Source organism: Mesorhizobium sp. P171375 (genome assembly GCF_057786075.1).
The window spans coordinates 4,751,851-4,770,188 of record NZ_JBYNWF010000001.1; the positions used below are offsets into that span (position 1 = coordinate 4,751,851).

Consider the following 18,338-nt stretch of genomic DNA (forward strand, 5'->3'; position numbering starts at 1 on the left):
CCGGAATGCAAGGGGCGTCATGTTGCAGCGCAGCAAAGGCGGCTAGAAAGCGGTTGGAAATGTCCGCTTAAACCTCATCGGGCCATTTCCTGGCGCCGTGTTGGACAAACAGGATTTCCATCTGAGTGTCCTTTACCCGATACGCGACAATATAAGGCGTGCCCGGAATCACCAACTCACGCGTGCCTTTGATCTCGCCAACTCGGCCGATAAACGGATTGGCAGACAACAGCCTGGCGGTCTTTGAATGAATCTCCTTGACCACCCGGGCAGCAGCCCGCGGATTATGTTGGCCGATGTAATCGCCGATTGACGCAAGCTCGATCAGATGGTGTCGGGTCCAGACAATTCGCACCGAGGCTCATGCCTGACTGTACTTGTTGAGAACGGTCGCGATCTCCTCTTCATTGGCGAAATCGCCGCGGTCGGCAGCCTCTATTCCCGCCTGAACGCCGGCAACCCACTTTTCCTGCCTCGCCAGCGAACGCCCATGGGACAGGGCGTCCTCAATGATCTGATCGCGCGTAAGTGTCGAGCGCGAGGTCAGCATTTCAATCCGGCGGTTCAGATCCTCGGATATTTCTACGTTGTTCTTCATAGGCTTATTCTGCCATATCTGGCGAATGCCTGCCAAGAAGTATCGCGCATGGGGGACCGAGCGATGAAGGACGTGCTGAAGGAACTCGAGCGCCGCCGCGACATCGCCCGCATGGGCGGCGGCAAGGCGCGCATCGACGCCCAGCACAAGAAGGGCAAGCTGACCGCGCGCGAACGCATCGAGGTGTTCCTCGACGAAGGCTCGTTCGAGGAGTTCGACATGTATGTCGAACACCGCTCGACCGACTTCGGCATGGAGAAGACCAAGATCGCCGGCGATGGCGTCGTCACCGGCTGGGGCACGGTCAATGGCCGCCCGGTCTATCTCTTCGCCAAGGATTTCACCGTGTTCGGCGGCTCGCTGTCGGAGGCGCATGCCGAGAAGGTCATCAAGGTGCAGGAGATGGCGCTGCGCAACCGGGCGCCGATCATCGGCCTCTACGATGCCGGCGGCGCCCGCATCCAGGAAGGCGTGGCGGCGCTTGGCGGCTATGCCGAGATTTTTCAGCGCAACGTGCTGGCCTCGGGCGTCATCCCGCAGATTTCCGTGATCATGGGCCCATGCGCCGGCGGCGACGTCTATTCGCCCGCCATGACCGACTTCATCTTCATGGTGCGCGATACCTCCTACATGTTCGTCACCGGGCCGGATGTGGTGAAGACCGTCACCAACGAGACGGTGACCGCCGAGAGCCTGGGCGGCGCCTCCGTGCACACGACAAAGTCATCGATTGCCGACGGCGCCTACGACAATGATGTCGAGGCGCTGTTGCAGATGCGCCGGCTGGTCGATCTGCTGCCGGCATCCAACACGTCCGAGCTTCCCGAGATCGAATGCTACCAGTCGGTCACCGACCACGATCTGTCGCTCGACCGGCTGATCCCGGACAACGCCAACAAACCTTACGACATCAAGGAGCTGATCCTCAAAGTTGCCGATGAAGGCGATTTCTTCGAGATCCAGCAGAGCTTTGCCAAGAACATCGTCACTGGTTTCGGCCGCGTCGAAGGCCGCACCGTCGGCTTCGTCGCCAACCAGCCGATGGTGCTGGCCGGCGTGCTCGATTCCGACGCCAGCCGCAAGGCGGCGCGCTTCGTGCGCTTCTGCGACTGTTTTTCCATTCCCATCGTCACTTTCGTCGATGTTCCGGGCTTCCTTCCCGGCACCGCGCAGGAATATGGCGGCCTGATCAAACACGGCGCCAAATTGCTGTTCGCCTATGCCGAGGCGACCGTCCCAAAAATCACCGTCATCACCCGCAAAGCCTATGGCGGCGCCTATGACGTGATGGCCTCAAAACATCTGCGCGGCGACATGAACTATGCCTGGCCGACGGCGCAGATCGCGGTGATGGGCGCGCGAGGCGCGGTCGAGATCATCTATCGCAAGGATATCGGCGACGCGGATAGGATCGCAGCCCATACAAAGGCTTACGAGGATCGCTTCCTGTCGCCCTTCGTCGCCGCCGAACGCGGCTATGTCGACGAGGTGATCATGCCGCACTCGACTCGCCGCCGCATTGCCCGCGCGCTCAGGATGCTGCGCAACAAGGACATGCAGAACCCCTGGAAGAAGCACGACAACATCCCGTTGTAATACTTCCAGACAACCCTTGAGAAACCCTACTCCTCTTCCGCAGCGCCGAACCCCGCATCCCTTGTGGCGGCGGTAGCGCTGACCCATGGTGTTGCGTGGTTGTCGATGCGCATCTGGAAGATGAAATAGGTTGGTGAGCAGAAGCCGATGCCCTTCACCTTGCCAGCACCCGGCGTGTCCGGCGGCAGCGACTGGCACATATAGTCCTCGCGGCAGAAATGATCGGCCGAGCAGGCGGGACGGTTGCCGCGATTGACCGCGCCGCCGAGGCACTGGTCGAAATTGTTGGTCGCCACGCAGGTGTCGAACTTCTTGCCGCCGACCATCCCGCAGATTTCATCGGGCATCGGCTTGCCCTTCTTGAAGGCGGCGAAGCTGCGGTCCTTGTCGTCGCAGGCGCGGTAGGCGATGCCTGCCGGCACGCCGATCTTCGGCGGCCGGCAGGTATACGCTGTTCGCGAAAAGGTCGGTGCGAAAGCGGCGAACTGGCCGGTGATCTTGTAGCGGTCGTTGAAAGGCTGCGACGGGTTGCTGGCGATCGACCCGGTCAGGCAGGGATGGCCGGAAAACATCTTTGGGCTGTCCTTGGGCAGCAGACATTGCGCCAGCGTGGTGCGAACGCCTGACGCGGTCGCTAGCGGCGTGCAGACCGTGCCGCCGCCGCATTGCCAGGTCGCGCCGAAGCGTTTTTCGTCGTCGGGCATCAGGCACGGCATAGCCATCTCGGCCGGCGCGTAATCGACATCGCCGGCATCGGTCCACGTCGCCGGCGGCGCGAAGGACAGCGGCCGGTATCGGTTCGGCTCCTTGCCCTCTGCCGCAGCGCGCAGCCAGGCCTGGCGTCGCGGAATCTCGGCATGGAGATGCGGCGAGATGCCGACTTCGATGCGGTTGAGCGGCGACGTCGTCTTGTCGTCGAGGCCGATGAAATGAAAGCCGGCGGTCGAACCCGCCTGGTGACAGCCCTGGCAGGCGCCATTGTCCAGCCGCTCGACCAGCGCCTCCGGCGTGCGCACCAGTTTCAGCGCCGCATAGTCGAGGCCGGCGAAATCCGCGGGCGCAAACAGTGGCGTGAACGGATGGTTGGCCTGCCTCGCGCTGCCGAAAGTCGACCACGAGATGACCTTCTTCGCCAGAAACTCGTCGGGGATTTCATAGACGCCGAGATCGACCGCCGCGACATTGGCGCTGACATAGTCGGCGAGCCTTTTCTTCAGCGCCGCATCGCCCGAAAGCCGCGCAGTGTCAGGCGTGTTCTCCAACGGCTTCTCGCTGACCGCAGCGCCATCGATGCCAAAAATCCGCATGAGGTAGGCCGCCTGCCCGCCGAACTCGGTCTCCTGTCCCGAGGGGAACCGCACCACTTGCGCGTTGAGCTCGAGCTGCTTGAACGTCAGTTCCTCCGGTGCCAGCGGCCCGCCGGCGAGCCAGCCGGCATCGACATTTTCGTCGAGCTGCGGTGTCCAGCGTCCGGCAACGCCGACGCAACCGCCATCGGCATCGGGCGCCACGCTGTAGACGGCGTTGAAGTTGAACGGCAGGCGCGAGGCAAGGACCTTGCCGTTCTTTTTGAAACTGTAGGCCAGGCGATAGATGAAGCGCACGTCGCCGCAGCTCTTGTCGCCTTGCAGCGCACCGAATTCGCGCCGGTCGAGCCGGTTGACGACGCCGACCAGGCGGAAGCGCGCCGCCTCGGTCTTCAGCCAGCGCATGTCCATGATGCGGCCGACATTGCCGTCGGTCACCTCATAGAGCGTGCGCCCGCCGGCCTTCATCTCGACCCGCAGCGTGGCAACATCGGCCGCCACCATGTCGGCAACGGCACGATAGGCTGGCGCCTCGCTGTAGAGCGTCTTCAGATCGTCCCCGCCATCGACGGCGAAAAGACCGGCGAAGCCAAAACCTTTGGCGTCGAGAGCAGCGAGCACCGCCGGATCGTCGACGATGGTCACCGGCTGCTCGGCGGCATTCGTCGACTGTGTCGCGAGTGCGGCCATGACCAGCGTGATGAAAAGGACAGCAAGACGTTTCATCGAAGGTCCGGTTGGCTTTCGATCAATTCTCGCAAAACTGGCACCAGAGCCAGCGGCAGATCCTCGGCGATCAGCCCCGGCCCAAAACGCCTGCCGGCTTCGGCGTGAATCCAGACAGCGGCACAGGCCGCTTGGTAGGACGCCATGCCCTGTGCCAGCAATCCGGCGACGATGCCTGCAAGGACATCGCCCGACCCGGCCGTAGCGAGCCATGGCGCACCATTGGCGTTGATTGCCGCCCTGCCGTCGGGCGCCGCGATCACCGTGTCGGTGCCCTTGTAGATGACAACTGCGTTCGCAAGCTTGGCAGCCGCTCGCGCCTTGGTCAGTTTGGAGCTTTTCTTGTCGCCGACGATGTCCGGGAACAATCGGCCAAACTCGCCTTCGTGCGGTGTGATGATCAATGGCGGTGCTCCGACACGGCCTGCCGCCTCGAACAATGCCGCAGGATCGTCGCGAAACGCCGTGATGCCATCGGCGTCCAGCACGATACCACCCAAATCGATTCTACGTTGCATGTCATAGACAGGTTCTTGGGCAAGCAACCGCAAGGTAAAATCGCGGGCCTTGTCGCCAAAGCCAAATCCGGGGCCGAGCACATATGCCGATGGCTGGCGTTCGCTCACAAACTCGTCGATGTCTGCAATTGTATCGGCCTTGCGCAACATGATCGATGTCAGATGCCCGGCGTTCACCTGCATGGAATTCCCGGGCGAAAGGACCGTTACTGCCCCCGCCCCGATTCGAGCTGCAGCAAGGGCCGACAACCTCGCAGCCCCGGTCGAGCTTGGCCCACCGGAGAAGACGGCGACATGGCCACGCTTGTATTTATGGGCATCGACAGCCGTTCTCGGGAAGTACCACCGCAGCCAAAGCTCCGGCGTGTTCTCGAATGCCTCGATCTTGAGTTGGTCGACGATCGCATCCGGAATGCCGATATCGGCGACGATGATCTCGCCACACACCCTGCGTCCCGGCATTAGAAGATGGCCGGGCTTTTTTCGCACGAAAGTCACTGTCACAGCGGCGTCGAAATACCCCCTCATCTGCCCAGTTTCGCCCGACACGCCTGACGGCAAATCGATTGAGACGACTGGCACTTTCTCCGCTGCGCTGATCCCTGAAGCCGCGTCAGCGTAAGGAGAAAGGTACTTCGATAGTCCGGCGCCATACAGAGCGTCGACGACAACCTCGCCTTCTGTGGTATCGAAATCATTCAGATGGTTGACCGGCAGATTGCAGGCCTCCGACGCCCGCGCAGCATCGCTCCCCGCTTTCTGTTTGCCTTCGGCCCAGACGGCGACATTCACACCTGCCTCCGCCAGCAACCGCGCCACGACATAACCATCGCCACCATTGTTGCCGGGGCCGCACAGCACATGCACGCGGCTTGCCGCGGGATAGCGCGCTAGAACCACGGCAGCGACGGCTTCGCCTGCACGCTGCATCAGGCCGTAGCCGTCGAGCGGACCGGCCGCGATTGCCAGCCGGTCGGCCTCGCCCATCTCGGCCGGCGACAAGACTTCATTGCTCATGGATTGCCGATCCGCATTCGCCTCTTTGTTCCGGTCAAGCATTGTCCAGTTTCGGGTTCGAAGCAAACGGCCAGCCGCCGAGATGGCGTGCGGCCAATCCTTTCGTAGGCTGGCGCCGCGGATCCGCGCGCGCCCGCAAAATGCGCGACCTGCCTAATTATCGTGCAGACGTCAGGAGCGGCAATGTGTAGGCTCCGAACACCCGCGCCGCTTCCGAAGCAGTGGATGACGCGAATGTGCATCCCGGCCCGGCGCGGCATTGGAATTGCGCGAAACCGCTTCTCGTGGGCTGAAATTGGCACAGTTCGTGCTTGATGGAGGCGCAAGCGGGGCGCACAACCCGTCTTTTTGGCAGTGGAGGCCACTTTTTACATGAAAAAGATCGAAGCGATCATCAAGCCGTTCAAGCTAGACGAAGTGAAGGAAGCGCTTCAGGAGGCCGGGCTGCAAGGCATCACCGTTACCGAAGCCAAGGGTTTCGGCCGCCAGAAAGGCCACACCGAACTCTATCGCGGCGCCGAATATGTCGTCGACTTCCTGCCCAAGGTGAAGATCGAAGTCGTGCTTGGCGACGATGCGGTTGAAGGCGCGATCGAAGCCATCCGCAAGGCGGCCCAGACCGGGCGCATCGGCGACGGCAAGATCTTCGTCTCCAACATCGAGGAAGTCGTTCGCATCCGTACTGGCGAAACGGGGATGGACGCCGTCTGAGGTTTCTGATTTCAGATATCTCGGTATCTGATTTCCGACAACTCCTCGAAACGTCATCAGACAGGGAAGAAATGACATGACGACAGCCAAAGACATCATGAAGCAGATCAAGGACAACGACGTGAAATTCGTCGACCTGCGCTTCACCGATCCGAAGGGCAAGCTGCAGCACGTGACGATGGATGTCATCGAGGTCGAGGAAGACATGTTCGCCGACGGTGTCATGTTCGACGGCTCCTCGATTGCCGGCTGGAAGGCGATCAACGAGTCCGACATGGTGCTTATGCCCGATCCCGACACCGTCCATATGGATCCGTTCTTCGCCCAGTCGACCATGGTCATCCTGTGCGACATCCTCGATCCGGTGTCCGGGGAATCCTACAACCGCGACCCGCGCGGCACCGCCAAGAAGGCCGAGGCCTACATGAAGGCCGAAGGCATCGGCGACACCATCTATGTCGGCCCGGAAGCCGAGTTCTTCGTCTTCGATGACGTGAAGTACAAGGCGGACCCCTACAACACCGGCTTCAAGCTGGACTCGACCGAACTGCCGTCGAACGACGACACCGATTACGAGACCGGCAACCTTGGCCACCGTCCGCGCATCAAGGGCGGCTATTTCCCGGTGCCGCCGATCGACAGCGCGCAGGACATGCGCTCCGAAATGCTGACCGTGCTCGCCGAAATGGGCGTGCGCGTCGAAAAGCACCACCATGAGGTGGCTGCCGCCCAGCACGAGCTCGGCATCAAGTTCGACACGCTGGTCCGCAACGCCGACAAGATGCTGATCTACAAGTACGTCGTGCACCAGGTTGCCAATGCCTATGGCAAGACGGCCACCTTCATGCCGAAGCCGATCTTCGGCGACAACGGCTCGGGCATGCACGTCCACCAGTCGATCTGGAAGGGCGGCAAGCCGACCTTCGCCGGCAACGAATATGCCGGCCTGTCGGAAAGCTGCCTGTTCTACATCGGCGGCATCATCAAGCACGCCAAGGCGATCAACGCCTTCACCAACCCGCTGACCAACTCCTACAAGCGCCTGGTGCCTGGCTATGAAGCGCCGGTGCTGCTCGCCTACTCCGCGCGCAATCGCTCGGCCTCGTGCCGCATCCCGTTCGGCTCATCGCCAAAGTCCAAGCGTGTCGAGGTCCGCTTCCCTGATCCGGGCGCGAACCCCTACCTCGCTTTCGCCGCCATGCTGATGGCCGGCCTCGACGGCATCAAGAACAAGATCCATCCGGGACAGCCGATGGACAAGGATCTCTACGACCTGCCGCCGAAGGAGTTGAAGAAGATCCCGACCGTCTGCGGTTCGCTGCGCGAAGCCCTGCAGAGCCTCGACAAGGACCGCGGCTTCCTGAAAGCTGGCGGCGTCTTCGACGACGACCAGATCGACAGCTACATCGAGCTGAAGATGGCCGAAGTGATGCGCTTCGAAATGACCCCGCACCCGGTCGAATACGACATGTACTACTCGGTCTGAGCGATCGGTTCAGAGACAAAGAAAAGCCCCGGCGGAGACGCCGGGGTTTTTTGTTTGACCAGACGACTGATGTCAGGCGTCAGATGTCGGAAGAACAGGCCGAGGCGGAGACCAAGTCTCCGCCTCAACGAATGCTCAAGCCGCCGCCGAAACCTGCGCGCTGGTCGAAACCTCCGCGATCGTCTTCAGGATCTGCGAGGCGATCTGGTAGGGGTCGCCCTGCGAGTTCGGGCGGCGGTCTTCCAGATAGCCCTTGTAGTCATTGTTGACGAAGGAATGCGGCACGCGGATCGAGGCGCCGCGGTCGGCGATGCCGTAGCTGAACCGGTTCCACGGTGCGGTCTCGTGCTTGCCGGTCAGGCGCTTGTCATTGTCCGGGCCGTAGACGGCGATGTGGTCCATCAGGTTCTTGTCGAAGGCAGCCATCAGCGCTTCGAAATAGGCCTTGCCGCCGACTTCGCGCATGTAGGCGGTCGAGAAGTTGGCGTGCATGCCCGAGCCGTTCCAGTCGGTGTCGCCGAGCGGCTTGCAGTGATACTCGATGTCGATCTCGTATTTTTCGGTCAGGCGCTGCAGGAGATAGCGGGCCATCCACATCTGGTCGGCGGCCTTCTTGGAACCCTTGCCGAAAATCTGGAATTCCCACTGGCCCTTGGCCACTTCGGCGTTGATGCCTTCATGGTTGATGCCGGCGGCGAGACACTGGTCGAGATGCTCCTCGACGATCTGGCGGGCGACCGGGCCGACATTGGAGTAGCCGACGCCGGTGTAGTACGGGCCTTGCGGGGCCGGGTAGCCGCTCTCGGGGAAGCCGAGAGGACGGCCGTCCTTATAGAAGAAATACTCCTGCTCGAAGCCGAACCAGGCGCCCTCGTCGTCGAGGATGGTGGCGCGCTTGTTGGAGGCATGCGGCGTCACGCCATCGGGCATCATCACTTCGCACATCACCAGCACGCCATTGGTGCGGGCCGGATCGGGGAACACGGCGACCGGCTTCAGCACGCAGTCGGAGCTGTGGCCTTCGGCCTGCTGTGTGGAGGAGCCGTCGAAGCCCCACAGCGGCAGCTGCTCGAGCGTCGGGAACTCGGCATATTCCTTGATCTGGGTCTTGCCGCGCAGATTGGGGACCGGGGTGTATCCATCGAGCCAGATGTACTCGAGCTTGTATTTCGTCATTCTAGAGCCTCTCGTTGCTTGATCACCGAAGCTGGATGACGCCGGCGCGCGCCGAGCCATCCGGCAGACCGGCTGCCGGTCGATAAAATGCAAGTCATGTGCCATTTCCGCTGTGCGGGGTGCGTCAAAATTGCCCTTTCATCGCGGCGATTCAGCCAAGCCGCCTAAGCAATGCGCCGGGATCAATCAAAAGTGGAATTTGCTTAAATTACAGGCAAATGCTGATCTTTCTTTGTGCATCTTGCCTAAACGGATTGCAGGACCTACTTTGATGGAAAGATGAATCGCCAAGCCTCTCCAGAAGAAAGGAGACCGACAATGGAAATCACGTCAGCCCGTCCGTCGGCAGAAATCCTGATGTTCCCGCTGGCAGCGCGTGCGGCTGCCTCAAATTTAGGCGTCAAGGCTAAGTTCGCGGCAGAGCTTGCCTCATTGCGCGATCACCCGCGCGACCATGGCGAGGCCTGGTATCATGAGGCCGCTATCGCGGAAGCCGGGCAGCCTCGCAAGAGCTAGCCGTTTCCGGGCCAACAGCTGAAAAGCAGGCCTGAACAAAAGAAAAACCCGGCGCGATCGCTCGCGCCGGGTTTTTTGTTGAACGCAGGAACAGCGCCTACTGCTTGGTGTGCAGGTCGGTTCCCAGCGTATCCCTGACGAAGATCATGCCGATGATCAGCGACATCGCCGCGATCACCACCGGATACCAGAGGCCATAATAGATATCGCCCTTGGAGGCGCTGAGCGCGAACACGATCGCCGGCAGCAGGCCACCGAACCAGCCATTGCCGATGTGATATGGCAGCGACATACCGGTGTAGCGGATGCGGGTCGGGAACATCTCGACCAGGATCGCCGCGATCGGCCCGTAGACCATGGTCACGTAGACGACCAGGATGAACAGGATGCCGATGACCTTTGCCCAGTTGACGGCTGCCGGGTCGGCAAACATCGAGAACGCACCGGCCGCCGGAACACTGTAGACCGTCACGTCGGTGGCGCCGGCGGCGTCATCCGCCGTCAGCAGCTTGTCCTTGACCGCCTGGGCGAGCGGGACAGTGGCTTTTTCACCGGCGCGAATGGCTGCCGCGTCGAGTTTCAGTTCGGGATTGGCCGCGACAAAGGCGTCGAGCTTTTGGTCGGCAACCTTGGCGGCAGCACGTTTCAGCGGATAGCCGCTGTCCTGAAGCGCTAGGTTGACCGCCTTCTTGAAGGCAGCGTCGTTTGAAGTCGCCTTGTCTGCGGCTGCCACGGCATCATAGGACGCCACCGTTTCGGTGCCAATCTTCACACTGGCCGCGGTTCCCGGTGCCGCCGTCGTAACGATGTCGTAGGGTACGGAGCTCTTGGCAAGGAAGTCCGTCGCAATATCGCACGAAGTGAGAGGCTTGCGTGTTCCGGTCGGATTGAACTGGAACTTGCAGTCTCCCGGTGCAGCGGTCACCGTGGCACGCGTGTTCTGCTGCGCGGTGGCGAGCGCCGGGTTGGCGGCCCAGGTCAGCGCCTTGAACAGCGGGAAGGTGGTGACGATCGCCAGGGCCAGACCGGCCATGATGATCGGCTTCCGGCCGACCTTGTCGGAGAGCCAGCCGAACACGACGAAGAAGATCGAGCCGAGCGCCAGCGCAATCGCGATCATGATGTTGACCGACTGCGGATCGACCTTGAGCACATTGGCCAGGAAGAACAGCGCATAGAACTGGCCGTTGTACCAGACCACGGCCTGGCCAGCGGTGAGGCCGAACAGCGCCAGAAGCGCGATCTTGGCGTTCTTCCACTGGCCGAAGGCTTCCGTGAGCGGCGCCTTGGAGCCCTTGCCCTCGTCCTTCATGCGCTGGAAGGTCGGCGATTCGGCAAGCGACAGGCGAATCCAGACCGATATGGCGAGCAGGATGGCCGAGACCAGGAATGGAATGCGCCAGCCCCAAGCCGTGAAATCCTCTTTGCTCAGCGAATTCTGTACGATCAGGATGATGATCAGCGACAGGAAAAGGCCAAGCGTGGCCGTCGTCTGGATCCACGACGTATAGAACCCTCGGCGGTCGTCGGGAGCGTGTTCGGCGACATAGGTCGCCGCACCACCGTACTCACCGCCAAGCGCCAGGCCCTGCAGCATGCGCAACCCAACCAGGATGATGGGCGCCGCAATGCCCCAGCTCGCCGAACCGGGAAGCAGGCCGACCAGGAAGGTCGACAGGCCCATGATCGTGATGGTGACAAGAAATGTGTATTTGCGGCCGACGAGATCGCCGATGCGGCCGAACACCAGCGCGCCGAACGGACGCACCAGGAAGCCGGCGGCGAAAACCAGCAATGTGAAGATGTTGCGCGTCGCCTCAGGATAAGTGGCGAAGAATGTGCTGCCGATCGCGGCCGCCAATGCGCCATAGAGATAGAAATCATACCATTCGAAAATCGTGCCGAGCGAGGAAGCGAAGATGACTTTCTTCTCTTCCCGTGTCATGCCGCGGCTGCTTCCGCCGGCGGTCGATGCCATTGCCATGGAAATGTCCTCCCGTGAGATCCCGTCTGTCTTCGATGCCACGCGTCACCGTCGGCGTTCCCTCTGAACGCGACTCAGCCCAGCCATCGGCGTAAAAAATGACAGAAAGCGGCAGTCGGAGGCAGAGAGACCTTGGGTTTATGACTTTCGTATTAGGTGCAGTGCGGCAAAGACTGGAGATCAGGCTTTGAGCGCTTCCAGCAGGCTGACGGCGGCCATCATGTCGCGCTTGCGGGCCGAGCGGCGTGCCACCGCCTCTGCATCCTGGCCCCAATGCTCGGCCTGCCAATCCTCATCGACATGGCCGGCGGCCCAAGCCGCATCGCCATCGAGCGCGCCATAGTCGACCGCAAGCGCCAGCAGCGCCGACCCGGTCAGCGACGTCATGACGTGGATTGCGGCTAGCCGCAGCGGCTCGGCGCGCTGGGCAAGATGGGCGCCGAGCACCGCAATGCTCTCGCGCGGCTGTTCGACATGGATAATGCCCTCGGCGAGGTTGAACCGAGCCCCTAATGTCGCCCTCACCCAGTCGAGGACCGGGTCCCAATGCTCGTTCTGGCGCTCGACCAGCCCCTGCGGCGCGTCGGCGCGGTAGCAGGTCAGATCGGACGAAGCGAAGCGCAAGACGTCCTCCAGCACCGCCTGCGGGTCGCTGGCGACGCCGTCAATGGCGGTGTTGACCAGACGCAGCACCGGCATCGTGACGGGATCGATGGTCTCGCCTTGCGCTGCGAATTCGCTGGCTACCAACTGTGCCGCCTTCTCCGTCGGCAACGCCAGCAACGCCTTGCTTGGCGTGCGCACCGGCTTGCCGTCGAGATGCACGGCAAAGCCGTCGTCCACCGGCACGACGGAAACGTCCTTGTAGAAGCGCTTCGGCAGATGCGTCTTCATCTGGATCTGGGCGCGGCGCACCGGATCCGGATCGGACAGCTGCTTGCCTGCTTCGAGGTCGTTGAGGATATCGCGCATGGTAGAACTTTCTATCCAGGTAGCTGCTTTGCCGGCCGGTTGACGATGATGAGACCGACGGCAATCAACCCAAGCGCCACAAAAATCCTGACTGTCGGCGCCTCGCCCAGAATAATAGCGCCACACAGGACGCCGAACACCGGCGACAGGAAGGCGAAGCTCGACAGGCCCGATGCCGGATACCGCCTGAGCAGCCAGAACCACAGCACATAGGTGAAGGCAACAATATAGAGCGACTGGAACAGCAGCGCCAATGTCGGCAAGGCAGTGACGTCGCGGATCGGCGGGCCGGCGAACGGCATCACCAGGACACCGACAATGGCTGCACCGGCAAGCTGATAAAGCAGCAGTTTTTCGGCGCTGGTCTCGACCAGTTTCGAGCGTTTGATGACGATGCTGGTCGCCGCCCACAGAATGCCGGAGCCGAGGCTGAGCAGATCGCCCATCAGAGTCACTTTGTTGCCGCCGACAATCCCGTCGGAGAACACCGCCACCAGGCCGCAAAAGGCGAGAACAAGCCCGCCAAGCTTCCTTGCATTGATGCGCTCGCCGAGCAGGAAATGGCCGCCGATCAGGACCCAGAACGGCATGGTGTTGACCAGCAGCGTGTTGCGGGCAACGGTCGTGTATTCCAGCCCGATATAGAGGCACAGGAACTCGACGCCGAAGAGCACGCCGACAATGATGCCTGCGACCAGCGACCCGTCGGCCACGAACAGCCTGATGCCGCGCAGCCAGCACCAGCCGAGGACACAAAGCCCGCCAATGATCGAGCGTGCGATCGAGACGAAAACAGGGTCGAAGCCGGCATAGGAAATCTTGGCGGCGACATAGTTCAGCCCCCAGGAAAAGGTCAGCCCGACCATGATTGCAGCAGCCGCCAAATCGACCGCGTCGCGGCGATCCAATGCAATTGAGGCGGTCATTGTTTCGGTTGACTGTCCAGCTTCGCCAACAGGGCTTTCCGCGCGTCGGTATTTTGCCTGACCGCTTCAGTGTTCTCGCGGCCGATCTCGGCCATCGATCTCTGCCGTCGGGCAGCGCCGCTGGTGAAAGCCAGCCAGACGACAAAAATCACAAAAAGTGGCAGCCAGTAGATGAACTGAGCAATGAACTCTCTCATTCAGTCCTCCGCACTGGCGTCGTCGAAGCCGATCAGGTTCCAGCTCTGGCGCATATGCGGCGGCATCGGCGCGGTGACGTCGATGACGCCCTTGTCCGGGTGCGGAATGACGATGCGGCGCGCGTGCAGATGCAGGCGGTTTTGAATGCCGCCCGGGAAATCCCAATTGGTGTCGGCCTCGAAATATTTGGGGTCGCCGATGATCGGGCAGCCAATATAGGCGGCATGAACGCGAAGCTGGTGGGTGCGGCCGGTGTAGGGCTCCATTTCCAGCCAGGTCATCGTCTGCGCCGCCTGCTCGATGATCCGGTAGTAGGACACGGCATGGTCGGCGCCTTTTTCACCATGGGCGGCCACACGCACGCGATCACCGTCCTCGGTCGGCTCCTTGATCAGCCAGGTCGAGATCTTGTCCTCGCGCTTGGGCGGCACGCCCTTGACCAGCGCCCAGTAGGTCTTCTTGGTCTCGCGTGCGCGAAAGGACTCGGAGAGCTTCATCGCCGCAAGCCTGGTGCGGGCAACCACCAGCACGCCCGACGTGTCGCGGTCGAGCCGGTGCACCAGGCGCGGCTTCTCGCCCTTCTGGCTGCGCCATGCCTCCAGCATGTCGTCGACATTGCGGGTAACGCCCGAACCGCCTTGCACGGCCAGGCCAGCCGGCTTGTTGAAGACGAAGACCTTCGGGTCTTCGTGGATCAGCATCTTGGCCAGCACATCGGCGTCGCCCTGGTTGCGGATCGAGTGACCGGTAAGCGCGCTCTCGCCCTTCTTGTCGACCTCGAGCGGCGGCACGCGCACCACCTGGCCGGGCTCGACACGGCTGTCGGCCTTGACCCGGCCGCCATCGACGCGGATCTGGCCGGAGCGCAGCAACTTCTGCAGATGGCCGAACCCGAGGCCGGGGAAATGGGTCTTGAACCAGCGATCGAGCCGCATGCCCGCCTCGCCGGCCTCTACTGTGATCTGTTCAACGCCTGCCATAATTCCAATCGCCGTTCCGCGGCATGCGACGGCATTCGCCGACACCCGCAACCTCATACTCGGTCATTCGTTGTCGGTTCCATATTGCAGAACCTGAACTTTCTCCAGCGTGATCAGACCGCTTGTCATGATTGTCTCAAGTATTGGCAGGAAAGCGGCTATCTTTTCCTCGCCATCGACGATCTCGATCACAAGGGGCAGATCCTCCGACAAACGGAGGATCTTCGTGGTATGAAGCCGGCTGGAATGGCCGAACCCCATCGCTCCGCGCAGGACGGTCGCGCCGGCAACCTGCATTTCGCGAGCCTTGAGCACGATTGTCTCATACAGCGGACGGCCGTCTGCCCTGTCGTTCTCGCCGATGAATATGCGCAGCAATTGCGCCTGTGTCGGTATTTTCATTGCCCGGACCCTCTCAGTCGGTTGAGGCGCATTGCACAGATGTGGCCAAGCCAGACGGCGGCAAGCCACGCCACCACGGAGATCGCGATATTGAGCCCCGCCGCCACAAGCTCCCCGCCTTGCGCGAGGATGAGCGTTTCAAGGCTGAACGCGGAAAAGGTCGTCAGGCCTCCACAGAAGCCGGCCATGAAGAACTGGCGCTGCAACGGGCTGGCGAAGACGCGGCCTTCCGGCCCCGTCAATGTAGCATAGAAGCCGATGAGGAATGAGCCGACAATGTTCACGAGGAGTGTGCCGAAGGGGAATCCACTGCCCCACAAGGCATCGCTCGCCAATGAGACAAGCGCCCGCAGCACGCCGCCGATCATGCTGCCGGCTGCCACGGTAGCATAGATCCGAACCGTTTCACTCGTTTTACGCCAGCCAATGAGGCGCGCCGCGTGCCCTGCCGCGGCAGCGTCCGTTCCGCCGGAGCGAAGCTTCCGCGGACTGCTCATGGCGCCCCGTTGCCGATCAGGAGACTTCCCGCGGCAAAGCCCAGCGTCACGCCGCCGAGGCTCAGAACAACCGAAAGCAGCACATTGCCGCCGGCGCGCAACCATTCACCCTCGCGCGCCAGCGCCAGCGTCTGCAGGCTGAAGGAAGAGACCGTGGTATAGCAGCCGAGGCAGCCGGTAACTGCAAAGGCCCAGATGCCGGGCATTCCGTCGCGCGCCACCGCATGCGCGATGACGCCGATCGCAAACGCCCCCGAGACGTTGACGACCATCGTACCCCACGGAAAGGTCTCGCCAACTCGGCGGGCGATGAAGCCGGACAGGAAGAAGCGGGCAATCGCGCCGATCGCGCCACCAAGACAGACAAGCAGCAGGTGATACATCGCGCTCCCTCTTGCCGGTCAAGACTACGCGTCAGGTTGTCTCGACCTTCTTTGCCTTGCTCGAGCCGATCATCTTCCAGTTCTTGTAGAACATGGAATTGATGCGCTCGACGGTGACCGAAACGATGGCGAGAAGGCCGGCGATGAAGCCAGGGAATGGCGACGGACGGATGATATCCATGAACACGCAGTAGCGGCGCCCGTCATACTCGTTGACCGACCGGTGCAGCAGCGTGTCGTCGAAAATATAGAGCGGGTTGTCGTGCCAGTAGTTCCTGGCGCCGTTGCACTCGACGAAAACCTCTGCCTTCACCGGCAGGAGATTGTAGAGGATGCGCAGGCTGAGCCGCAGCGGTCCGAAATGCCAGGAGGTCGATTCCTTGCCCCTGAAGACCGAGACGGCAATGGTCTTGATGTATTTGAAATCCTTGTTGAATTCGGCGACGTTGTCGATCTTGTGCTTGCCGTACCATTGATAGACATACATGCCGCGACGGCCGGTGCCGAAATTGGCGTCGATATCGGCGATGATCTCGTCCTTGCGCGCCTTGAAGACGTCGAGAACCTCGTTGACCTCGCGCTGATAGTCGGGGGGAAACTGCTCCAGCTTCCACACGCCCGGGTTCCGGTAGCAGAGCAGGTCGACCAGAAGGTTGAAGGGCGACAGCAGCCAGGTGAAAATGCCGTTGCCGAGGAAATAGCCGCGCAACAGCGACAGGTCCTTGTTGGCGTTGCGCAGCACATCGATCAGGCCGCAGACGATCCAGATCGTAGTCAGGATCGGGATGAAATAGAAGCCGAGCGCAAGCAGCGGCAGTGCAATCACAGCCTGGCGAAGGGATTTGCGAAGGGATTTTTTCATTTTTTTCTCGCGCCGTCGGGCGCGATTCCTGTTGCGACGACAATCGCCAAGCATCTTGGCGACGGCCACCCCCGAGGCCGTGCGCCTTGATAGGGTCTTTTGTCCCCACGCACAATGCCATCGCGCGGCGCTGAGGTGGGCGACAAACCACAGGCGCGCGCAAGCCTATTTTTCCCGCTCGCTGCGCAGTTTCGCCCAATAGTCCAGCCGTTTCCGGATGTCGCGCTCGAAGCCGCGCTCTGGCGGATCGTAAAAGGTCTGCCGGCCCATCTTTTCCGGAAAATAGTCCTGGCCGGAAAAGGCATCAGGCTGGTCATGGTCGTAGCGGTAGCCGGCGCCGTAATCCTCCTCTTTCATCAGCTTGGTCGGCGCGTTGAGGATGTGCTTGGGCGGCAGCAGCGAACCGAACTCCTTCGCCGCCCGCGTGGCCGCCTTGAAGGCGGTGTAGACGGCGTTGGATTTGGGCGCGGTGGCGAGATAGACGGTCGCCTCGGCGAAGGCGAGTTCGCCTTCGGGCGAGCCCAGATAGTCATAGGCGTCCTTGGCTGCGTTGGCCACGACCAGCGCCTGCGGGTCGGCCAGCCCGATATCCTCCATCGCCATGCGCACCAGCCGGCGGCCGAGATAGAGCGGATCCTCGCCGGCGTCGAACATGCGGGCAAGATAATAGAGGGCCGCGTCAGGATCGGACCCGCGCACCGATTTGTGCAGCGCCGAGATCAGATTGTAGTGGCCGTCCTGGCCCTTGTCGTAGATCGGCGCACGCCGCTGGACGATGCGCTGCAGCCCTTCGGGGTCGAAAACCTCGCCAGGTTTGGCGGCGCGCCAGACCTCTTCGGCCAAGGTCAGCGAGGCACGACCGTCGCCATCGCTCATGCGGATGAGCATCGCCAGCGCCTCATCGTCGAGCGGCAGCGCCCTGCCCTCGGTCTCCTCCGCCCGCGTGATCAGTTTGGCGATGCTCTCCTCGCCCAGCGAATGGAACACCAGCACCCGCGCCCGCGACAGAAGCGCGGCATTGAGCTCGAAGGAGGGATTCTCGGTGGTGGCGCCAACCAGCACGACCGTGCCGTCCTCCATGACCGGCAGGAAGGAATCCTGCTGGGCGCGGTTGAAGCGATGGATCTCGTCGACGAACAGCAGCGTCTGGCGGCCATTGGCGCGCCGCAGCTTTGCCGCCTCGAACACCTTCTTCAGGTCGGCGACGCCGGAAAACACCGCCGATATCTGCTCGAAGGCAAGACTGGTCTCGCCGGCCAGCAGCCGCGCAACGGTTGTTTTGCCGGTCCCCGGCGGCCCCCAAAAAATCATCGAGCCGAGCGAGCCGGAATTGATCAGCCGCGTCAGCGCGCCATCAGGCCCGGTCAGATGCTCCTGGCCAACGACCTCGCCGAGGTTTTTCGGGCGCAGCCGATCGGCGAGCGGCCGGCCGGGTGGCGCTCTTTCCGGTTCATCGACGCTGAACAGATCGGCCATGCAAGTC

General features: G+C 61.9%; 19 protein-coding genes. 4 read left to right on the forward strand and 15 right to left on the reverse strand.

The window, feature by feature from the left end:
• Positions 1-67: 67 nt before the first annotated feature.
• Both ACYHH6_RS23055 and ACYHH6_RS23060 read right to left on the reverse strand, forming a co-directional pair.
• Positions 68-355 (reverse strand): type II toxin-antitoxin system RelE/ParE family toxin, encoded by a 288-nt coding sequence (locus ACYHH6_RS23055; protein ID WP_352586001.1) that lies wholly within the window; start codon positions 353-355, stop codon positions 68-70.
• Between the two features lie 6 nt (positions 356-361).
• A complete protein-coding gene (locus ACYHH6_RS23060) occupies positions 362-598 on the reverse strand; it encodes a CopG family ribbon-helix-helix protein (RefSeq protein WP_352586000.1) in 237 nt (78 codons plus the stop codon).
• Positions 599-661: 63 nt separating this feature from the next.
• On the opposite strand from ACYHH6_RS23060, the gene ACYHH6_RS23065 reads away from it, so the two are divergent.
• Positions 662-2,194 (forward strand): acyl-CoA carboxylase subunit beta, encoded by a 1,533-nt coding sequence (locus tag ACYHH6_RS23065; RefSeq protein WP_352586164.1) that lies wholly within the window; start codon positions 662-664, stop codon positions 2,192-2,194.
• 26 nt (positions 2,195-2,220) lie between these two features.
• Here ACYHH6_RS23065 and ACYHH6_RS23070 read toward each other — a convergent pair whose 3' ends face one another.
• Together ACYHH6_RS23070 and ACYHH6_RS23075 are read right to left on the reverse strand one after the other, a co-directional pair.
• A complete protein-coding gene (locus tag ACYHH6_RS23070) occupies positions 2,221-4,227 on the reverse strand; it encodes a hypothetical protein (RefSeq protein ID WP_352585999.1) in 2,007 nt (668 codons plus the stop codon).
• A complete protein-coding gene (locus tag ACYHH6_RS23075) occupies positions 4,224-5,762 on the reverse strand; it encodes an NAD(P)H-hydrate dehydratase (RefSeq protein WP_352585998.1) in 1,539 nt (512 codons plus the stop codon). Before ACYHH6_RS23075 ends, ACYHH6_RS23070 begins: the two co-directional genes overlap by 4 nt.
• 372 nt (positions 5,763-6,134) lie before the next feature.
• Here ACYHH6_RS23075 and ACYHH6_RS23080 point away from each other — a divergent pair, with 372 nt between their 5' ends.
• Together ACYHH6_RS23080 and glnA are read left to right on the forward strand one after the other, a co-directional pair.
• The gene (locus ACYHH6_RS23080; protein WP_006205430.1) at positions 6,135-6,473 is read left to right on the forward strand and encodes a P-II family nitrogen regulator; all 339 of its coding nucleotides are present in this window, start codon (positions 6,135-6,137) and stop codon (positions 6,471-6,473) included.
• A 76-nt stretch (positions 6,474-6,549) separates the two neighbouring features.
• Entirely contained in the window at positions 6,550-7,959 is a 1,410-nt protein-coding gene (glnA, locus tag ACYHH6_RS23085) for a type I glutamate--ammonia ligase (RefSeq protein ID WP_352585997.1), read from the forward strand.
• A 135-nt stretch (positions 7,960-8,094) separates the two neighbouring features.
• Here glnA and ACYHH6_RS23090 read toward each other — a convergent pair whose 3' ends face one another.
• Positions 8,095-9,135, reverse strand: coding sequence for a glutamine synthetase beta-grasp domain-containing protein (locus ACYHH6_RS23090; protein ID WP_192254256.1), 1,041 nt, complete (start codon positions 9,133-9,135; stop codon positions 8,095-8,097).
• 318 nt (positions 9,136-9,453) lie between these two features.
• On the opposite strand from ACYHH6_RS23090, the gene ACYHH6_RS23095 reads away from it, so the two are divergent.
• On the forward strand, positions 9,454-9,651 hold the full coding sequence (locus tag ACYHH6_RS23095; RefSeq protein WP_352585996.1) for a DUF2735 domain-containing protein: 198 nt from the start codon (positions 9,454-9,456) through the stop codon (positions 9,649-9,651).
• Positions 9,652-9,748: 97 nt separating this feature from the next.
• Here the strand turns inward: ACYHH6_RS23095 and ACYHH6_RS23100 are convergent, their stop codons facing one another.
• The 10 genes from ACYHH6_RS23100 to ACYHH6_RS23145 form a co-directional block, all read right to left on the reverse strand.
• Positions 9,749-11,635 carry an MFS transporter gene (locus ACYHH6_RS23100; protein ID WP_352585995.1) on the reverse strand — a complete coding sequence of 629 codons (1,887 nt, stop codon included), beginning with the start codon at positions 11,633-11,635 and terminating at the stop codon, positions 9,749-9,751.
• A gap of 180 nt (positions 11,636-11,815) precedes the next feature.
• Entirely contained in the window at positions 11,816-12,607 is a 792-nt protein-coding gene (locus ACYHH6_RS23105; RefSeq protein ID WP_352585994.1) for an ATP12 family chaperone protein, read from the reverse strand.
• Between the two features lie 11 nt (positions 12,608-12,618).
• Positions 12,619-13,533 (reverse strand): DMT family transporter, encoded by a 915-nt coding sequence (locus tag ACYHH6_RS23110; RefSeq protein ID WP_352585993.1) that lies wholly within the window; start codon positions 13,531-13,533, stop codon positions 12,619-12,621.
• Positions 13,530-13,730 carry a hypothetical protein gene (locus ACYHH6_RS23115; RefSeq protein ID WP_352585992.1) on the reverse strand — a complete coding sequence of 67 codons (201 nt, stop codon included), beginning with the start codon at positions 13,728-13,730 and terminating at the stop codon, positions 13,530-13,532. Before ACYHH6_RS23115 ends, ACYHH6_RS23110 begins: the two co-directional genes overlap by 4 nt.
• Positions 13,731-14,711 (reverse strand): RluA family pseudouridine synthase, encoded by a 981-nt coding sequence (locus ACYHH6_RS23120; RefSeq protein WP_142865539.1) that lies wholly within the window; start codon positions 14,709-14,711, stop codon positions 13,731-13,733.
• Between the two features lie 63 nt (positions 14,712-14,774).
• Entirely contained in the window at positions 14,775-15,113 is a 339-nt protein-coding gene (locus tag ACYHH6_RS23125) for a DUF190 domain-containing protein (RefSeq protein ID WP_352585991.1), read from the reverse strand.
• Entirely contained in the window at positions 15,110-15,481 is a 372-nt protein-coding gene (locus ACYHH6_RS23130) for a CrcB family protein (RefSeq protein ID WP_352586163.1), read from the reverse strand. Before ACYHH6_RS23130 ends, ACYHH6_RS23125 begins: the two co-directional genes overlap by 4 nt.
• Before the next feature lie 125 nt (positions 15,482-15,606).
• Complete coding sequence (gene crcB, locus ACYHH6_RS23135) at positions 15,607-15,993, reverse strand: fluoride efflux transporter CrcB (RefSeq protein WP_352585990.1); 387 nt, start codon at positions 15,991-15,993, stop codon at positions 15,607-15,609.
• 31 nt (positions 15,994-16,024) lie between these two features.
• A complete protein-coding gene (locus ACYHH6_RS23140; RefSeq protein WP_352585989.1) occupies positions 16,025-16,855 on the reverse strand; it encodes an aspartyl/asparaginyl beta-hydroxylase domain-containing protein in 831 nt (276 codons plus the stop codon).
• 165 nt (positions 16,856-17,020) lie between these two features.
• A complete protein-coding gene (locus ACYHH6_RS23145) occupies positions 17,021-18,331 on the reverse strand; it encodes a replication-associated recombination protein A (RefSeq protein ID WP_352585988.1) in 1,311 nt (436 codons plus the stop codon).
• Positions 18,332-18,338: the final 7 nt, after the last annotated feature.